This is a genomic window from Moraxella sp. K1664, from assembly GCF_039693965.1.
Classification (GTDB): Bacteria; Pseudomonadota; Gammaproteobacteria; order Pseudomonadales; family Moraxellaceae; genus Moraxella.
Genome location: NZ_CP155576.1, coordinates 2,748,492 through 2,765,929 on the forward strand (window position 1 = coordinate 2,748,492; position 17,438 = coordinate 2,765,929).

Here is a 17,438-nt window from a genome sequence, read left to right on the forward strand (position 1 = left end):
AAATGGCAGGCGAAACTTTAGGCTTTCAAGTTCATCATGTTTTTCCAACTGACTTTTTTAAGAATAACTCTAAATTAGTTGATGATTTGAATAGAGTGATGGGCGATAGCCTTATTACCAAAGATGATTATAGCAATCGCATTAATCTGTTTAACAATCAAGAAATGGCGGATGTAATGAAATCTTTTTATGCCAGTCAAAATGGTATGATGAAAGTAGCTGATAGCTTTGGTTCTGTTATGCATAAAGGCTCCGAAAATAATCATTTGGATTATAATAAATTTATAAAAGAATCTATTGAAAAAATTCTAAACATGAATTCTGATGATAGCACCAAAAAATACCTAATTCTTGATTTGCACAAAAAAGTCTCTCACGTCTTAAAAGTAGGCGATATGGATTTGAAAGGTGATATTTATTATTACGATGAAAAACTATCTAATAAATTGGTAGATGTAGATGATTTAGCTGTATTAGATAAGAATGGATTTTATAAATTTAATTCAAATTCGGAAGCTGTCAAGGTTTTACAAACCTATGAAAAATCCTATAACAGAACTTCTATGGTTAGCAATGAAACTGTTGTTAAAGAAGACTTTAACAAAGCAATTGCCGAAATTGACTTAAGTTCAAAAGTCTATGATGTGCCCTATTCTCAAATCACCATAAATAGCATTAAAGAATGCCTTAGCAAAAAATGATACAAATATTATGCGTAGAGCATTGGGGTAAATGGTTTATGATGAAGCTGATAAAGCCCATCTCATCGTAACCAAAACAGTCATTAAACAATTTCAAGAAATGGCTGATGATGACCCTAATAAAGAATTTTTGGCAGATAAGATTGTCAAAAATCCAAATGTTCCACAAGAAATCAAAAATGAAGCAGTAAAACATTTGCAAAATGTTAGTATATTGCAAGATACGATTGTAAAGAATGGTTTTGGTTCTGGTTTTGATGGTTTGGCAGAAATACAAAATATTAAGGATATCAATCTTGAATTTGCAAAAAGATTGATAAAAGAGGCGAATTTTTCCCAAAGATTTAATAGACTTCTTTCCAAACCCCGATTTTTGTGGATTTTTAAAAACTTCAACCCCAATACTTATAAAGGTTTATTTTTAGTTTGGAAAGAGATTTAATATTGCCGCCAATGTAACTGATTTTTTAAATCATATCTATGATAGCTTTATTGAAGGATGGAAAACGGGGAATTGGGATAAATTTAGGGATGATATTGCCGAGTATGGGCAGGAGATGGTTCTAAGCATTGTTGTGGGCTATGTGGTTATTACTGGCTTAACGGCGATGGCTGCGGCAGGCGTTGTTGGTGCAGAAGCTGCATTAGTTGCTCTTGCTGTGGCGGGTGTGGCAGCAACTCTGTATGGTGTTTATGAGCTTTATCAAAAAGTTCGAGATACTGATTTTAATGAACTTATTGATATTACAAAACAAAATTTTAAAGAACTCTTCGAGAATAATAAGGATTGGTTGAATAAGCAATATAACGATGTTATTAAAGGGTTTGCAGATGTTTTAAATCAATTTACAGCTTGGGGAGAGCAAGGCAGTCTTCAACCATTGCTTTTAGCGTATAAGGATACTATAGAGCAAAGTAAAGGTGCGATAGATTTTAAATATATTAAAACGCAAATTGAAAAAGATAATCAACTTGCAGGCACAGAAGAAGATGACATTTTAAGTGCCAAGACATCTAAAAAAGGTGTGGTTGCATATGGCGATAAAGGAGCGGATAGTATTATTGGTAGCCAGTATCAAGATATTTTGTTTGGTGGTGAAGGTAATGACCGTTTATATGGTGAACAAGCTAATGATACTTTGATTGGTGGACTTGGCAACGACACCCTAAACGGCGGTGAAGGCAATGACACTTTAATTGATGAAAGTGGCAATGAAACGTACGATTTTATCGGCGATTTTGGACACGACACGATTTACGACCAAGACGGTAGTGGTGTAATCAAGATTAACTATTTAACTTTAAAAGCGACTAAAAAAGTTACAGATGGTAGTTGGGAAACATCACATCAAGACTATGTGATTACGGTTTCAAAAACACAAGAAAATACGGAAGGCTATTATAGTAGACTTCTTTCCAAACCCCGATTTTTGTGGATTTTTAAAAACTTCAACCCCAATACTTATAAGGGTTTATTTTTAGTTTGGAAAGAGATTTAATGATGACAGTCCTTACCGCCCACGCCCAGACGAATCCCCCACCCAAGGCTACATAAAAAAATACTACGACCCCATCATCCTAGACCTAGATGGTAATGGTGTGGGTACAGTATCTAAGTTTGGTTATCATGGAGCGATGTTTGATCATGATGGGGATGGTATCGCTACACAGGCAGGGTGGGTGGCGGTCAATGATGAGTTATGGGAGATGGTGGTGTAGGGACGGTATTTTTGAGATTTATGTTGGGTGTTTATTGCAAAGTAAGTATTTATTGTGATACTATTTTAATAGATTTCCTGTAAAACTAGACTTCCGTTCGCCCTTGTATCAACCCAACACCAAACCTAGATTATCTGCTAGAATGTTGTTGGGTTATACAAGCAAAGAGAACACGGGTTCGCCCTTAGTGTCTTAACACTGGTGCTCAGATGGTGTCCTTTGCTTGTCATCTTAACTCTGAATGGTATCTAAGTGCGTTTATTAAAACAGACACTGCATAAACAAGGCAAGAGACAGATGATACACTATATTGGCATAGACATCAGCAAAGCAAAGTTTGATGTTGCATTTATAAACCCAAGCACAAATAAAGTAAAAACCAAGGTTTTTAACAACAACAAAGCAGGCTTTGATTTACTGCTTGCTTGGTTAAAAACCAATGTCAGCAATCATCTTGATGAGCTACACATCATCCTAGAAGCAACAGGGGTTTATCATGAACACCTAAGTGAGTTTCTTGATGATAATAATATCAAGCAAAGCATTGTCAATCCTAACTATGTCCGCAAATTTGCAGACAGTTTGGGGGTAATCCATAAAACTGATAAAAAAGACAGCATTATTTTATCAAGGTATGGTTATAGCCACAAGCCTGAGGTTTGGGTAGCACCTAGCATTGAAGCCAAACAGCTAAAAGCTCTATTGGCTCGCTTAGAAGCACTCAAAGAAGATTTGCAACGAGAGCAAAACCGACAAGAGTTGCTCTTATCACCCAATCTGCCCGATTTGGTTAAAGCATCCATGCAAACAGTCATCAATGTCCTTCAAGAGGAAATTGCCAAACTCACCAAAGACATTGATGACTTTGTTGACAAACAACCAAGTTTAAAGCAAGACAAAACCTTACTTGAAACCATTGACGGCATTGGTTCTGTTATTGCCAAAGAAGTGGTATGCTTAATACATACCAAACAATTTAAAAAAGCCTCACAGATGGCTTCGTTTTTAGGCTTAATACCCAAACAAAGACAGTCAGGTGTCTTTAAGGGAGCAACCAAACTGTCCAAACAAGGGCAAGTCTCTTTGCGTGCTAAGCTGTATATGTCTGCAATGAGTGCCATTCGTTATAATAGCACCATTAAGGCATTTTATGAACGATTACAACAAAACGGTAAAACCAAAATGCAAGCCTTATGTGCTTGTATGCGTAAATTGGTACATATCTGTTTTGGTGTTATCAAAACCCAAACATCCTTTGAGCAACAAGTATCTTTAAGTTAGTTTGTAAGATACTAGATACCAGATACTTAAAAAACCATTGACTTAGGTGGGGTATCATGGTATCTGAGCTATGCCTGCGGGTGGCGGAAAACCGTTATGGGCAGGCATAGCTCACCACGAACGGTTTTTTCTAATTTAGGGTTTTGAAGGAAGCCTAATATATCCCAATTTAATTGCAAAAGGCTGGCATAGTATGGAAACCAACCATGTAATATCTCATCAAACTCTCATAAATATATTAAATGATTTACTTCCCTTTAAGTATTTTCATATTTTATTATTATCATTTTTGTATATAATTTTTAATTATAATAACACTTTATTTTATGAAGGGTATAATGGTTTTTTTCCTTCAACTATTTCTATAGGTTTTAATTCAGAAAACAAGAAAATATTTTATGATTTTTATTTGATGTATTTTTTGTCAATATATATCTTTATGGTTTTTAGATATATTTTAAAAGGTTTGAGCAAAAATGTTCAAAATGAATTCTTATCAGCTCATCTGTCGGGTCTGAAATCAAGACGAAAAAAAATAACACCAAATCCTAACGCAAATAAAATCATTAACACTGGAATTATTTTATCTCTTTTTGTACCACTATTTTGTTTTTTTGTTTTTGGTATGATGGATGTTGGTCAAACTAAATTTTTTATGAGTTTAACAAATAGTTCCGATTTATTTTTTTATATATTTTTAACCCAACTAAGCATTGGTAATATTTATGCTATTCTTTTCTCAGTCACTCTAATGGAGATGAAAAAATATGTCTTGTTCAATTAGCAATCCTACGCACACATGGATGGCAGGTAGTGCAGATTTAGCAGCAGATGGAATTTCCAATAAATTCAGCTTCCATCCTGATAACACCCAATTTTTAAAGTTTGGCTCTATGTATACTGCTTGGGGTATTGGTCAATCTTTAGGAAAGGGGCAATATTATGATGCCATGCAAGGAATTGCCTCAGCTTCTATTGGTTATGCAGCTGGTGCCACTACCACATTAGTGTTGGAAGCAGCTATTTTGACGGCTATGGGTTCAACAGCAATTGTGGCAACTGGCGTACTTGCAGCTGGAGTACCCTTAGTGATAGGAGCTGTAGTTGGTACCGCTGTGACAGTTGCCATTGATAGTTATATGGATTCATTTCAAACCTGCGACAAAGACCCCACCGAACCCTATCGCCCACGCCCCGACGAATCCCCCACCCAAGGCTACACAAAACAATACTACGATCCCATCATCCTAGACCTAGATGGTAATGGTGTGGGTACAGTATCTAAGTTTGACGTGCTATTTATGATGAGTGGGGGAGCGATGTTTGACCATGATGGTGATGGTATCGCTACACAGGCAGGGTGGGTAGCGGTCAATGATGAATGGTGGGAGAGGGTTGGGTAAGTAGTGGTATTTTGAGATTTATGGTGGGTATTTTGTCATAGATTATAGAATTTTATATTTATATGATATGACCCATGATAGTTTTTTATTTATTAATAATAAGGCAAATGAACCATGAATGACAGCCCATCTATTTTTTGGAGATTATCGGAAGAATTATTTATATATCCAAAAACAATAATTTTCTCAACTTATATAATAGCTTTTTTTTCTCTATTATTTATTGTTTCAGATGGTTATCAACCATTCTTTCTTGTAAATGAGAGCTTATCCATACCAAATAAAAATAAATGGGTTGCAGATGCTAGCATTATTTACACTATTACTCTAATAATAATTTTTATTTTTAGAGCTACTTTTTTATTTATTAGTAACGATACAAAAGAAATAAACCACGAACAGTTTTCTTTAATCTTTAATTCGGGCTTTGCAAGAAGTCCATTGAACTTCTTGTGAAATTACGATTTTATTGGTTTGTTATAATTTTAAGTTTAATAAAATTAAGGCTTACACATTGAGATTTTTAAATTTCACAAGAACCCTATTATAGGCTGGATAATATGCACGATATATTTAATAAATTAAATAGAAAAAGAAAATACCAAAAACACCCAAATTCAAAATATTTCTTTTTTGGTATTTTAAACATGTATTCTCCAATAAAATATTTTTATTGGTGGGGAAATATTGCTTTTATTATTATATACTATTTTATCTTACAAATAGATAACAATATTAAGATTACAAATGTTTCAAAAACAGTTGATTTGGGATTATTTTATAATTCTGTTAATGATGCCATGTCAATATTTACAATACTAACAATAATCTTACTTGGTATTATGACTTTATTTTTTAAAAGAAAAAATGATGATTTGAATATTGGAATAAAAAATTCTATAAATTGGATTAATAAAACTGAAAAACCTGAAGATGAAATAACAACAAATGATTTGAATGTTATGAAAAGATTATTGTCATTATTTGTTTTAATGTGTTATATACTAATACCATTTCTATATTTTAGAGATATTTCGGATGGTTCTAAACTTTCTTATATATCTCAATCAACTCTTGGTAATTTTATTTTTTTAGAATCTTTACATATTTTCGTCCTTTATGTTTTTAGTTCCCACATATTTTTAAGAGAAGTATAGGAGTTCATTATGAGCTGTAAAACTAATTCCAATCCAACTGGTAGAGATGTATTTGCTAGTGGCGTTGATTCTTACTTGGATACAATTACGAAATACGCTGGTAAAGATTTACCGCTTGATTCACAACCTAAGTTGGCTGGTTGGGCTAAACTTGGGACTGCCAACACTGTCCTATCTATGGCACAAGCCGCTGGAAAACAGGATTATTCAGGTATGGCTAAAGCATATTCTGCTGGCGTGGCTGGCTATGTCGTGGGAGATGTTGCTTTTACTGCCCTAGCTGGGGTTGCAATCACGCTCGGAGGAGGTTTTGTTGCAATCGGTGCGGCTGCCGTTGGCGCGGCCGCACTAGGAATGCTAGCTACTTGGGGTGTTGGCACCACGATCGATTTAATTAACTGTCATATTTACGATAATGATGACAGTCCTTACCGCCCACGCCCCGACGAATCCCCCACCCAAGGCTACACAAAACAATACTACGACCCCATCATCCTAGACTTAGATGGTAATGGTGTGGGTACAGCCTCTAAATTCGGTTATCATGGAGCGATGTTTGACCATGATGGGGATAGTATTGCCACAGCGACAGGATGGGTAGCGGTCAATGATGAATGGTGGGAGATGGTGGTGTAGGGGTGGTTTTTTGAAATTTATGTTGGGCATTTGTTTGTGGAATTGGAAAATGAAGGGTTGTTGTAGTATATTATTTTGAAAAAACTCAAATCTTGGAGTTATTGTGAATAAAGAAATTAATGTTGACGATTTAATGTTGTGTATATTAAAAGAAACATCTCCTTTTAATAGATACTACCAATTAACTTTTTTTACGATATTTATACTTGTTGCTTATTCATTTTTTTTTGATATTAGTCATATGGGAATTTTACCATCAACAAAATCAATGTACTATTTAAGTGAAAAACACAAATTAATCTATGATGTTTTTGTTATTGGATATATACAAATATATTTTTTTATACTTTCTAAATATTTTATTTTTGGAATATCCAAAAAAGGTAAAATTATTTTTAAGAAATATGAAGATAATTTAATAAAAAATTTACCAGAATTTTCTTACGCCAACAAAAAAATAAAAATATTACTTTGTAATATTTTCTTATTTTTTATATCATTTTCTGTGCTTTATTGCATATCTTTTGGTGAGTTTAACTCGGCAAACCCAATATTAGTTTTATCGTTTGTTTTTTTATTACTTTCATCTATATTTGCTATCATGATTGCAAATATAATGGCTATAGAGAGGCTAAAATATGTCTTGTAAATTCGATTGGCTTGGTGCAACCAACACAGCAGTTGGTAATTTTGCAAATGGTCTGGCTGATTCAGTGGATAAAATGACTGGCGAAAGGCATTTATTGCCTTATTTTGCAAAATTAGGCAATATTGTCTCCATAGGCAATATTGTTAATTATAGTCTTCAGGGAGAGACAGCAGAAGCTAAGCAAGCCACCGCTTCTTTTGTTGGCGGTATGATTGCAGGAAGAATTGGTGGGGCTCTTGGCGGGGCGTTAGTAGGTGGTAGTGCTCTCACTTTAAGTGGAATTTTAATTCCCATTGCAGTTGGCTTTGTTGCTGGTACATTAGCAAGTTGGTATATTGACTACCACTATGATCAACAACAATGCAATGACGATAACCCTTATCAATCCAAACCAGACGAATCCCCCACCCAAGGCTACACAAAACAATACTACGATCCCATCATCCTAGACCTAGATGGTAATGGTGTGGGTACAGTATCTAAGTTTGACGTGCTATTTATGATGAGTGGGGGAGCGATGTTTGACCATGATGGTGATGGTATCGCTACACAGGCAGGGTGGGTAGCGGTCAATGATGAATGGTGGGAGATGGTTGGGTAAGTAGTGGTATTTTGAAATTTATGTTGAGTATTTGTTTGTGGATTGTTAGGGTTTGGCGTGATATGATGATATAGTCTTACAAAAAGAGGCTTTGTAACACCATAAGCAGTTATGATAGGCTTTTAACTTTGTTAAAGGTTAGTATTGGAAACATTGATTTACAGAGGTTTAAAAATGAATGACAAATACAAGCGATGAGATGTATTATTTATGGAATAATGCAAATAAATATTTGTTATTAATTCCTAGAGTTTTTTTCTTAATTTTACCAATCATTATTTTGTTTTTCTCTTTTTTTGTATCGGAAAACTATGATGGTTTTTTTGGAAATAATATTGCTTCTGTTATGCCTGGTAAAAGCAAGTGGATCGCTGATATGATTCAGTGTTTAACCATCATAATTGCAATAACATCCACATGTAGGTTTTTTTATATTCTTAAATCTGGTAAACTCCGAGAATACGTCAATATTTTTATAAAAAATGAAAACAAAAGAGAATACCCTATAAAGAGTTACAAGATGCTTTTAATGACCTTTATAGTGATATATGCTTTTCTTTTTCATAATTTATTTGACGTAGCTTCCTACTCTCCAGTTCATAAGAATATTTTTGATGCCATGCACCAATTTCCGTTTATTTATTGCATTGTAAGAATAATCGGTCTTTATTTTTTTTGGCTTATTCAAATTTCAATTTTTCTCTTTGTTGGAGTAAATATTTATGAGCATGAAATGTAATACTAATGGTACTTTTGATTCATTGTATAGTTACCTTGCCACGTTTGCTGATACAAGTAAAAATTTATTTGAATCTGCATTTAGTAATCATGCAGATGACTTGAAGTACGCCAAACTCGGTAATACCTTAACTGTGATTCAAATAGGAAATCACTTATATCATGGAGAGGTGGGTAATGCATTCCAAGATGTCATTACATGGGGAGCATCAGAAGCTGGTCAAAGAATCTTATGGGGTGCAGCAACGAGACTGCCTTTTTTATTTACACCAGCTACCGCTGTTGTCGGTGCAGGTCTTATAGCTGGAATGGCTATTTACTTCGCTGGAGAGTACTTTGATGGCAAACATAAGTGCGATCCAAAAGACCCCACCGAAGATTTTAAACCCAACAAAGACGAATCCCCCACTCAAAACTACACCAAAAAATACTACGACCCCATCATCCTAGACTTAGATGGCAATGGTGTGGGTACGGTGTCTAAGTTTGGCGTGCTATTTATGATGAATGGGGGAGCGATGTTTGACCATGATGGGGATGGTATCGTTACGGCGACAGAGCGTATGGCGGTCAATGATGAATGGTGGGAGATGGTGGTGTAGGGGTGGTTTTTTGAAATTTATGTTGGGCATTTGTTTGTGGATTGTTAGAGATTGGTGTGGTATTATTAAGCTTATTCATAATTGATTGGTTTTGAGTGTCTAATGATGGATTCTAAGAGTTTGGATATAAAAATTCTACTGATTGTTTTTTGGGAAATGGTGATTTTTCCAAAATTTGTTTATATTATTGTTCCTTGCATTTTGTTTTCAAGCTTATTTTTTATCCCTGATAATTATGATGGTTTTATTGCATACGCTAAAACTATGGATGGAACAATTCAAAATAAATGGATTTATGACACTGTATTCTTTTACCAGATATTCATTTTATTTTTGGTTTTTTGCAAGAGTCTTATTTTAGGTTTGACAGATAGAAATCGGCAAATTATATCAACTTATGTAAGAAAAGTTATTAGAGAAAATCATGGTGGTTATCCGAACACAAACCCATTGCATTCTGCATTTTATTTTCTATTTCTAGCTTGCATATTTATTTTTTTTAATGTTTTTGATGAATATTCCGAATTTGAAAGAACAGACGTTGCAAGAAATGGCAACTATATCTTTAACTTTATCATACAGTTTTTTGTCAAAACACAACTTTTTATAGCATTTTTTTTAGCGGTCTTTGTCCGAAAAATAGAGGAGAATAAATATGTCTTGTAAAGACTTAAATAAAGGCAACTTTGATGATGGCGTAACCTATTTGGGTGCGACTTATGATGGTGCATGGAATACATTTAAATCTCATATGAATCCGCCAGATAGGTTGTCTGATGTTGGAAAATATAGCTTTTCCAAATTCGGCAATGGATTGACATTGCTACAAATGGGCAACCATGCTTTGCATGGTGAGTGGTCTAATGTTGCACAAGATGTTGTTGTTTGGAAAGCTAGCTCTTTGGTATATGCTGGTATTGTCGGTGCGTTTGTGCCAACCATACCAGTTATTATCGGAGCAACCATTGCCGCAACAGCCACAAGTATATACCTAAATCGTCTGATTGATGGGCTTGAATGTGATAGCCACGAAAAATTCAAACCACGCCCCGACGAATCCCCCACCCAAGGCTACAAAAAACAATACTACGACCCCATCATCCTAGACCTAGATGGTAATGGTGTGGGTATGGTGTCTAAGTTTGGCGTGCTATTTATGATGAATGGGGGAGCGATGTTTGACCATGATGGTGATGGTATCGCTACACAGGCAGGGTGGGTGGCGGTCAATGATGAGTTATGGGAGATGGTGGTGTAGGGACGGTATTTTTGAAATTTATGTTGATTGCCTATTGCGAGTCCAAACAGCCTTTGATAAAATAGGTGTGCTATATTTGATATTGGAGTTGTTAAGAAATAACATTTCCAAAGTATTTTGAAATTAAATATCAGAGTCTGTAAGATCTATTTTTTATAGACTTCCTGCAAAACTAGCCTTCAGTTCGCCCTGAGCTATGCCTTCTGGTTGGTTTCCGTCATGGTTCGACAAGTTTACCACCAACGGTTTTCCTTGTTTTTGGGGTTTTGTGGGAAGTCTTATCTCACGTTATGTCTATTACATCCATTTATCTCTGCCATTAGGTGTACTCATGAATTCTTTTTTATTATGGCTAACTATGAATATTTTTTATGGTTGGATTATATTTGGTAATGGTTCAAGAGTTTTTGAGTATTTTGAAGATTTGCCCATTATTTCTTTTTTAACTTCCAATCGAAGCCAAGAAGTGATTCGCCGTACTGCTATTATGGCATGTATCGTCTGTAATATTATGATGTTTTATGACGTATTTATTAAGGAACAGCAGGCAGAAATCCCACTTCATCATGGGTATTTTAAGATGTTTTGGCGAACTTTTGAGAGAATATTTTTATGAAACTTTGTATATATTTAATGAGTATTTTATTAATAGGTTGTTCTAACCCTAGCTCCAAAGAGAGTCATGGCAAAAATAATAGGGTAAAATCTCAAAAATATGAGAAGTATTGCACGAATGATAAACCCAGAGTAGAAATTTTAAATCTAGCAAGCCAAGGAGATGTTAAACAACAATTACTACTTGCCATGATTTATGATGCAGGTTACTGCCAAGTTGCAGATTTGAAACTTGCGGAATCGTGGTATACGAAGTCAGCCAATCAAGATTATGTTCCTGCTCAAGCAAGCTTGGGAGCATTTTATTTATCACCCACTTATCATCAACACTACAAATCTTTCAATATTGAAAAAGCCAACTACTGGCTTGATAGAGCTATTGATCAAAACAGTAGTCAAGCCATGCTTTATAAATCAGCACTGTATTGTGACAATACATACAATCTTGAGAATACCTCAGAGTGTAGATACTGGCTACAAAAATCGTCAGAAGCTGGCAATAAACAAGCTATTGAAATTTTATCCAATCTAAACAAATAGGAATTTTTATGTTAAAAATCATTAAAAATCTTGCGGATGCTTATAAAGCAGCAAATGAAAGTGTCGAAAATTGGGCGAGAGATAAAGTTCCCGATCCTATCGATGGGGCAAAAGAATCTGCCGAAACAGGTTATGGTATTTATGAAAAACTCTCTGAAGCAGAAAAACACAGAGAAAATGGAGAGCATGAAAAGGAGGGGGAAGCTGCTGGGGAAGCTGCTGCTGATATGCTTGATTATCATCCATTAAATTGGTTCGATCCCACAGGAAAAGTAATGGATCCCTTAAAAGAAAAAATTGCAGAAACAGGAAAGATTATTGGTGGTCGCCATGACTACATAGAAGATATAGTTGATGGTGCTACAGGGAATTCCGATCCTGATAAGAGCTCGAAGAAGGGAGACCCCACCGAACCCTACCGCCCACGCCCCGACGAATCCCCCACCCAAGGTTACAAAAAACAATACTACGACCCCATCATCCTAGACCTAGATGGCAATGGTGTGGGTACAGCCTCTAAATTCGGTTATCATGGAGCGATGTTTGACCATGACGGTGATGGGGTAGCGACAGCGACAGGGTGGGTGGATAAGTCCGATGGGCTGCTTGTCCGTGATGTCAATGGCGATGGCAAGATTAATGATGGCTCAGAGCTGTTTGGGGATAATACACGCCTTGATAATGGCGAGCTTGCCACAAGTGGCATGGAGGCACTTGCCGACCTTGATGATAATGGTGATGGCGTGATTGATGCCAATGACAAGGCATTTGCCCAATTAAAAGTATGGCAAGATAAAAACGGCGATGGCATTAGTAGTGATGATGAACTTATGAGTCTGGCAGAGCTTGGCATTGAAAAGATTGACCTAAACAATAAAGAGACTGTTAATAAAGAGGTTGATGGCGGCATTATCAAAGAGCAAGCAACATTTATAAAAACAGATGGCTCCATCCATACCTTAGCTGATGTCAACTTTGATGCGGACAGCATTCATACTCGCCATCTAAATAAAGTAGAGCTAAGCGATGAAGTCAAAGCTCTACCGGGTGTCTATGGCATGGGCAGACTGGCTGACATACAGCAATCCGCCATGAAATCATCTGCCTTGTCCAGTCTTTTAAAACAATACAGCAACAGCAATCGCACGGCACAAAAAGAGCTGCTTGATAAACTCATGCTAGAATGGGCAAAGACCGACCCATCATATCAAGATTCAGACATTTTAATCATGAAACAGCAAAACATCAGATGGACACAAAGCAGTCAAGACGACAAGAATGCTGTTGAAGTTTTGTTAAGACCAAACGAAGCATTGCCCGCCCACATCACTCATTACACCCCACCAACAACAGCGAATGATGAACTAAAAGCCAAAGTTAAATTTATTGATGCCATTATGGGCATATCGCCTACCAAACATTTGTATGAAATTAATCGCAGTCAAACCAAAATCTTTGAAGATAAGTACAACGAAGTCAAGGACAGACTCTATCACAATCTACTTAATCAAACCATCTTAAAACCCTACCTAGAAGCCATCGATGTATATACCAATGGCAAAGAAATGGTGATGGATTTTGGCAAATTTGAATCCATGCTATTATCCAAATATCAAACTCGTCCATTAGAAGCCTTGGAGGACTTAAAAGATTTGATTAAGTTAAATGGCGGTGTTATTGAAGTTGGTGGTTATGAAAAAGCGTTTGCACTGCTCCAAGAGTGGCGAGTTGAGTTATCTGACAAATACAGTCTCAAAGAGCATGTTGATAGGATGTTTGCAGACTTTGATGTTGTCAATGCAGATAAATCAAAATTCAATAATATCATCAGCCTAGATGATAAAAATGATGAAACCTACAATGCCAATGCCGGCAATGACATTATCATGATCAACGCCAAGACTGGCAAAACCGTTCATGGCGGTCATGGCGATGATGTGATTGTGTCTGGCGTAGGAGATGATTATCTGTCAGGTGGCGATGGTCGCAACACTTACATATTCACCAAAAACTGGGGCAAAGATTTTGTAAATTATGATAATGTGGGCGATGGCTATGACAAACTTGTCTTTGCAGGTGGCAACCATGCAGACTTTGATTTTTATCGCCAAAACAGCAATCTTATTGTCAAGTCAGGCGATAATCAGCTAACTTTGTTGGGTGTAATGGATGCACATTCCACCAAAGAAGTTTATTTTAAATTTGATGATAAAATAATTTTACTCACAGAGATTTTGAAAGAGCCGATACAAAACCTACCAGTATCACAAAGCGATATTTACATCAACGGATGGCGTGGCTCTGACATTCTAAACGGCAACGCAAACAATAATCAGCTCTTCGGCTTTGATGGTCATGATGTGCTTATCGGCGGTACTGGCAATGACATTCTAACAGGCGGTGCTGGCATAGACAGTTACCATTTCTCTTTGGGAGATGGTATTGATACGATTATTGAAGAAGATTATTCAAAAGAAGCAAGTCATATTGTCTTTGATGACGTTGTTTCTGATAAGATTGGACAGGTGATTTTTAATGGTAATGACTTGGTTATTCACTATGGCGATGATGACAAAATTATCCTAAAAAGCTATCTAAATAATAGCAATAACGCTAAGTTAAGTATCGGCTTTGCTGATGATAGCGTTTGGTATCATGAGGATTTGATGTCTAAGGTGGTTTTTGTGGGCGGTGATACCCATGATGTTATCACAGGGACACTAGACAACCATCTTAACATCATCAAAGGTTTATCTGGCAATGATACTCTGCGTGGCAATCTCCATGCCATCAATCACATCTATGGTGGGCATGGGTCTGATACCATTTATGGCGGTAGCAACCATGACATTATTCATGGAGGTGATGATAACGACACTTTGCATGGCAATGGTGGCAATGATATGCTGCATGGCAATTTGGGCAATGATTTTCTTTATGGTGGTGAAGGTAACGACATCTTGGAGGGCGATGCAGGGCATGACACCTTATATGGTGATGAAGGTGATGACATACTGATTGGTGGTGATGGCAACGACTGGCTAGAAGGCGGAGCAGGTGCCGACACTCTCATCGGCGGTCTTGGCGATGATACTTACATTGTTGATGAATTTGACACCTATTTGGAAGAAGGCAAAGACTTAGAGGGTGGGTATGACACCATTCACATCGCCTCTGATTTTGATTTGTCCAGCAACAACTTTGAGGCGGCAACCTTGCTAGGTGATGGTGATTTTAGTGTGATTGGTGATGAGTTTGATAACATCATCACGGCGAATGGTGGTAATAATCATTTGACTGGTGGTTTGGGTAATGATACCATTCATGGCAATGCAGGTGATGACATGATTTATGGTAATGAAGGCAATGACACCCTTGATGGCGGTGATGGGGATGATTATTTGGATGGTGGCACAGGCATTGATGAAATGATTGGTGGCAATGGCAACGACTACTACATTCTTGACAACGAATTTGATACTGTCATTGAGCATTTTGCTGCTGATAGTGGCACAGATACCCTAGAACAACACATTGACCGTTCTTTCTATAACTTTGACGAGTTTGGTAATCCCATTAAAACAGGTTCTTATCATCAGCTCTTTGACAATGTAGAAAACCTTATCTTAAAAAGCACAGCCAAAACCGCCTTTGGTAATGACCTAGATAACATCATCACACTAAACAACAAAGACAACTTTGTTAATGCCCTAGCAGGTAATGACACCATCATCTATCAAAAAGGCGGTGGGCGTGATACCATCCTAAGCAATGACAGCTTAGAGAGTAAAGACACTTTGGCGATTCATGGCTATGATTTGTCAGAGGCGATGTTTGTGCGTGTGACCAACACAGCAAGCAATCATGACATGCTCCAAATTCGCTTTAAGGGCACAAGCGACCAAATCACGCTCATAGACTACTTTGCAGAGCAGGTAGACGGCTTTGACAATCGCATGGATGAAATTACCTTTACAAAAGGCGGTAATACTACCACGCTATCTCAAAGCGAATTTGAGGCAAAAATATTTGCCCAGACTAATAACCACACCCCTTGGGTGAACAAACATCCAAGACCCATTAAAGGTGAAATTGGCAAAGCCCTATCCATTACCTTTGATAAAGACACCATCAAAGACGTGGATGTTTATGACAGCGAGCTGTCTTATCGTCTCACACTTGCCAGCATGGGGGCTGATGGACAGTACGAGCCACTACCTGATTGGCTAAACTTTGACCCCAGCACACTCACCTTAACAGGCACGCCACGTAAAGGGACGGCAGGCAATCTTCAATTCATCTTATGGGGTGAAGACAGCTTTAATCACAGTGCAGGGACGTATATCAACCTTAGCATTGCTAGTGCCACAGTGGATAAGCCAGCAAAGACACCTCCATTGGCCCCTGTTGCCGTCGGTGATACCATAAAAGACACCCAAGGCAATGACACCCTAAGAGGCACGACCGCCGATAATACTTTTGTCTACACAAAAGGTGCTGACACCATCATTGATAAAGGCGGTAATGACACGTTGGTGTTTGGCAATGGCATTACCTTTAATCAGGTAGGTTCTGGTCTTTTGATGTCAGGCAATGATTTGATACTGCGAGTAAACGGCAGCACCACCAATCAAGTAACGCTAAAAGACTTCTTTGGCAGTGCCGACAGCGTTATCGAGACCATCAAGTTTGAGACAGGCGGTCAGATTGATTACAAGAGAATCTATGAGCTTTTTGGCAAAGAAGTACCAACAAAGTCCGATGAATCAGCTCTGCCACCTGCCGTAAGTCCAGATGTTCATGATGATGCACCACTAACCATCTCAAAAGACAATCACATCATCGCAGATGCTCGTGACAACAAGCTTTATGGTGCAGACGGTCACGACCAATTACAGGGCTTAGCAGGGGCAGACACCTTAGATGGTAAAGCAGGGCATGATATTCTCATCGGTGGCAGTGGCAATGATATTCTCATTGGTGGCAGTGGCAATGACCTATACTACTTCACCAAAGACTTTGGCAAAGATACCATCGTTAATACAGGCGGTGGCTATGACAACATCTACTTTGATGGCATAAGCTTTAACCAAGTTGGCAGGGCTCTTACCAAGATGAATGATGACCTCATTCTAAAAGTATCTGGAAGTACCGATGAGCTGACCATCAAAGACTTCTTTACAGGAGGCGATAATGCTGATATTAATATCAGCTTTGCTGATGGCGGTAGCATTAGTGCCACAGAGCTGCTCGGTCTGTTCAAGTCAAGTAAAACCGCCACTCATACAGACATTGACGGCTTTCACAAAGCACTTGATGTGTCTTTGGCACTCATGGAGGAGTTTAAGACTCTTACCACAGAGGGTGGTACGACAATTATTTAAGCTTGGCTTTATTTGTGTTTTATCTTACGTCCTCAAATTTAGGTTTGGGGGCGTTTTATTTGGGTTGTCTGGGGTGGTGTTTTGCAGTTGGTTAATGCACCCAACCCAAATCCATGAATTTTTTATGGAAAAAACATAGAAAACACAAAAACCA

The 17,438-nt window shown here is 37.3% G+C and carries 18 protein-coding genes; all 18 read left to right on the forward strand.

Going from position 1 to position 17,438, the window contains the following annotated elements:
* The first annotated feature begins 2 nt into the window (after window positions 1-2).
* The 18 genes from AAHK14_RS13310 (at window position 3) to AAHK14_RS13395 (ending at window position 17,284) form a co-directional block, all read left to right on the forward strand.
* Window positions 3-701 carry a hypothetical protein gene (locus AAHK14_RS13310; RefSeq protein WP_065256424.1) on the forward strand — a complete coding sequence of 233 codons (699 nt, stop codon included), beginning with the start codon at window positions 3-5 and terminating at the stop codon, window positions 699-701.
* A gap of 31 nt (window positions 702-732) precedes the next feature.
* On the forward strand, window positions 733-1,143 hold the full coding sequence (locus AAHK14_RS13315; protein ID WP_065256425.1) for a hypothetical protein: 411 nt from the start codon (window positions 733-735) through the stop codon (window positions 1,141-1,143).
* 115 nt (window positions 1,144-1,258) lie between these two features.
* Window positions 1,259-2,200 (forward strand): calcium-binding protein, encoded by a 942-nt coding sequence (locus AAHK14_RS13320; protein ID WP_065256426.1) that lies wholly within the window; start codon window positions 1,259-1,261, stop codon window positions 2,198-2,200.
* A 472-nt stretch (window positions 2,201-2,672) separates the two neighbouring features.
* Window positions 2,673-3,701: an IS110 family transposase gene (locus tag AAHK14_RS13325; protein WP_346818194.1), complete on the forward strand. Its 1,029-nt coding sequence runs from the start codon at window positions 2,673-2,675 to the stop codon at window positions 3,699-3,701.
* Window positions 3,702-3,894: 193 nt separating this feature from the next.
* Window positions 3,895-4,485 (forward strand): hypothetical protein, encoded by a 591-nt coding sequence (locus tag AAHK14_RS13330; protein ID WP_065255353.1) that lies wholly within the window; start codon window positions 3,895-3,897, stop codon window positions 4,483-4,485.
* A gap of 355 nt (window positions 4,486-4,840) precedes the next feature.
* Entirely contained in the window at window positions 4,841-5,104 is a 264-nt protein-coding gene (locus tag AAHK14_RS13335; RefSeq protein WP_156065005.1) for a hypothetical protein, read from the forward strand.
* Between the two features lie 114 nt (window positions 5,105-5,218).
* A complete protein-coding gene (locus tag AAHK14_RS13340) occupies window positions 5,219-5,560 on the forward strand; it encodes a hypothetical protein (protein ID WP_065255355.1) in 342 nt (113 codons plus the stop codon).
* 104 nt (window positions 5,561-5,664) lie between these two features.
* Entirely contained in the window at window positions 5,665-6,261 is a 597-nt protein-coding gene (locus AAHK14_RS13345) for a hypothetical protein (RefSeq protein WP_065255356.1), read from the forward strand.
* 177 nt (window positions 6,262-6,438) lie between these two features.
* Window positions 6,439-6,897 (forward strand): hypothetical protein, encoded by a 459-nt coding sequence (locus AAHK14_RS13350; protein ID WP_346818208.1) that lies wholly within the window; start codon window positions 6,439-6,441, stop codon window positions 6,895-6,897.
* Between the two features lie 103 nt (window positions 6,898-7,000).
* The gene (locus AAHK14_RS13355; RefSeq protein WP_065255358.1) at window positions 7,001-7,546 is read left to right on the forward strand and encodes a hypothetical protein; all 546 of its coding nucleotides are present in this window, start codon (window positions 7,001-7,003) and stop codon (window positions 7,544-7,546) included.
* Complete coding sequence (locus tag AAHK14_RS13360) at window positions 7,536-8,147, forward strand: hypothetical protein (protein WP_065255359.1); 612 nt, start codon at window positions 7,536-7,538, stop codon at window positions 8,145-8,147. Before AAHK14_RS13355 ends, AAHK14_RS13360 begins: the two co-directional genes overlap by 11 nt.
* A 178-nt stretch (window positions 8,148-8,325) precedes the next feature.
* A complete protein-coding gene (locus tag AAHK14_RS13365; RefSeq protein ID WP_065255360.1) occupies window positions 8,326-8,886 on the forward strand; it encodes a hypothetical protein in 561 nt (186 codons plus the stop codon).
* Window positions 8,870-9,487: a hypothetical protein gene (locus AAHK14_RS13370; RefSeq protein WP_194092681.1), complete on the forward strand. Its 618-nt coding sequence runs from the start codon at window positions 8,870-8,872 to the stop codon at window positions 9,485-9,487. Before AAHK14_RS13365 ends, AAHK14_RS13370 begins: the two co-directional genes overlap by 17 nt.
* A 102-nt stretch (window positions 9,488-9,589) precedes the next feature.
* Window positions 9,590-10,153 (forward strand): hypothetical protein, encoded by a 564-nt coding sequence (locus tag AAHK14_RS13375; protein WP_029103623.1) that lies wholly within the window; start codon window positions 9,590-9,592, stop codon window positions 10,151-10,153.
* The gene (locus tag AAHK14_RS13380) at window positions 10,143-10,745 is read left to right on the forward strand and encodes a hypothetical protein (RefSeq protein ID WP_194092682.1); all 603 of its coding nucleotides are present in this window, start codon (window positions 10,143-10,145) and stop codon (window positions 10,743-10,745) included. The genes AAHK14_RS13375 and AAHK14_RS13380 overlap by 11 nt, the downstream gene beginning before the upstream one ends.
* 331 nt (window positions 10,746-11,076) lie before the next feature.
* Window positions 11,077-11,361, forward strand: a complete 285-nt coding sequence (locus tag AAHK14_RS13385; RefSeq protein WP_066888294.1) for a hypothetical protein — start codon at window positions 11,077-11,079, stop codon at window positions 11,359-11,361.
* A gap of 17 nt (window positions 11,362-11,378) precedes the next feature.
* Window positions 11,379-11,900 (forward strand): SEL1-like repeat protein, encoded by a 522-nt coding sequence (locus AAHK14_RS13390; protein ID WP_194092683.1) that lies wholly within the window; start codon window positions 11,379-11,381, stop codon window positions 11,898-11,900.
* 8 nt (window positions 11,901-11,908) lie between these two features.
* Window positions 11,909-17,284: a calcium-binding protein gene (locus AAHK14_RS13395; RefSeq protein WP_194092684.1), complete on the forward strand. Its 5,376-nt coding sequence runs from the start codon at window positions 11,909-11,911 to the stop codon at window positions 17,282-17,284.
* Window positions 17,285-17,438 lie beyond the last annotated feature (154 nt).

What these genes read in the sequence shown, in the direction of transcription:
- AAHK14_RS13365 (WP_065255360.1), top strand. Translation starts at nt 8,326, where the DNA reads ATGACAAATACAAGCGATGAGATGTATTATTTATGGAATAATGCAAAT.
- AAHK14_RS13380 (WP_194092682.1), top strand. Translation starts at nt 10,143, where the DNA reads ATGTCTTGTAAAGACTTAAATAAAGGCAACTTTGATGATGGCGTAACC.
- AAHK14_RS13320 (WP_065256426.1), top strand. Translation starts at nt 1,259, where the DNA reads ATGGTTCTAAGCATTGTTGTGGGCTATGTGGTTATTACTGGCTTAACG.
- AAHK14_RS13315 (WP_065256425.1), top strand. Translation starts at nt 733, where the DNA reads ATGGTTTATGATGAAGCTGATAAAGCCCATCTCATCGTAACCAAAACA.
- AAHK14_RS13345 (WP_065255356.1), top strand. Translation starts at nt 5,665, where the DNA reads ATGCACGATATATTTAATAAATTAAATAGAAAAAGAAAATACCAAAAA.
- AAHK14_RS13395 (WP_194092684.1), top strand. Translation starts at nt 11,909, where the DNA reads ATGTTAAAAATCATTAAAAATCTTGCGGATGCTTATAAAGCAGCAAAT.
- AAHK14_RS13310 (WP_065256424.1), top strand. Translation starts at nt 3, where the DNA reads ATGGCAGGCGAAACTTTAGGCTTTCAAGTTCATCATGTTTTTCCAACT.
- AAHK14_RS13370 (WP_194092681.1), top strand. Translation starts at nt 8,870, where the DNA reads ATGAGCATGAAATGTAATACTAATGGTACTTTTGATTCATTGTATAGT.
- AAHK14_RS13360 (WP_065255359.1), top strand. Translation starts at nt 7,536, where the DNA reads ATGTCTTGTAAATTCGATTGGCTTGGTGCAACCAACACAGCAGTTGGT.
- AAHK14_RS13375 (WP_029103623.1), top strand. Translation starts at nt 9,590, where the DNA reads ATGATGGATTCTAAGAGTTTGGATATAAAAATTCTACTGATTGTTTTT.
- AAHK14_RS13340 (WP_065255355.1), top strand. Translation starts at nt 5,219, where the DNA reads ATGAATGACAGCCCATCTATTTTTTGGAGATTATCGGAAGAATTATTT.
- AAHK14_RS13335 (WP_156065005.1), top strand. Translation starts at nt 4,841, where the DNA reads ATGGATTCATTTCAAACCTGCGACAAAGACCCCACCGAACCCTATCGC.
- AAHK14_RS13390 (WP_194092683.1), top strand. Translation starts at nt 11,379, where the DNA reads ATGAGTATTTTATTAATAGGTTGTTCTAACCCTAGCTCCAAAGAGAGT.
- AAHK14_RS13385 (WP_066888294.1), top strand. Translation starts at nt 11,077, where the DNA reads ATGAATTCTTTTTTATTATGGCTAACTATGAATATTTTTTATGGTTGG.
- AAHK14_RS13350 (WP_346818208.1), top strand. Translation starts at nt 6,439, where the DNA reads ATGGCACAAGCCGCTGGAAAACAGGATTATTCAGGTATGGCTAAAGCA.
- AAHK14_RS13330 (WP_065255353.1), top strand. Translation starts at nt 3,895, where the DNA reads ATGGAAACCAACCATGTAATATCTCATCAAACTCTCATAAATATATTA.